The sequence below is a fragment of the Rhizobium sp. 18055 genome, assembly GCF_902706285.1.
Classification (GTDB): domain Bacteria; phylum Pseudomonadota; class Alphaproteobacteria; order Rhizobiales; family Rhizobiaceae; genus Rhizobium.
Genome location: NZ_CACSKD010000403.1, coordinates 1 through 407 on the forward strand (window position 1 = coordinate 1; position 407 = coordinate 407).

General features: G+C 71.7%; 1 pseudogene. It reads right to left on the reverse strand.

Annotated features, from left to right (window positions below):
* Positions 1-407: pseudogene (locus tag GVL52_RS29715) on the reverse strand (galactose-1-epimerase); the annotation flags it as partial.

Here is a 407-nt window from a genome sequence, read left to right on the forward strand (position 1 = left end):
GGGCCGATCAGCGTGCCGTCCAGGTTGTTGCCGGTGTAGAGCTGCAGGGCCGGCTGCGTGGTCGCCACGTCGAGCCGCCGGCCGCTGCCCGGATCGATGCAGGTGGCGGCCGGGTGCAGGGTCCCGGCGGGGCCGCGCAGCACGAAGGTGTGGTCGTAGCCCTTGGCGTAGGCGAGTTGCGGGTCGCCCGCGCGGATGCGCGCGCCCAACCGGTGCGGTGTCCGGAAATCGAACGGGGTGCCGGCGACCGGCTGGACCGTGCCGGTGGGGACCTGCGTCGCATCCGTGGGCGTGAACGCGTCGGCCTCGATCTGGACGACGTGGTCGAGCACGCTGCCGGTCCCCTCCCCGGCCAGGTTGAAGTAGCTGTGATTGGTGAGGTTGAGAACCGTCGGCCGGTCTGTCAC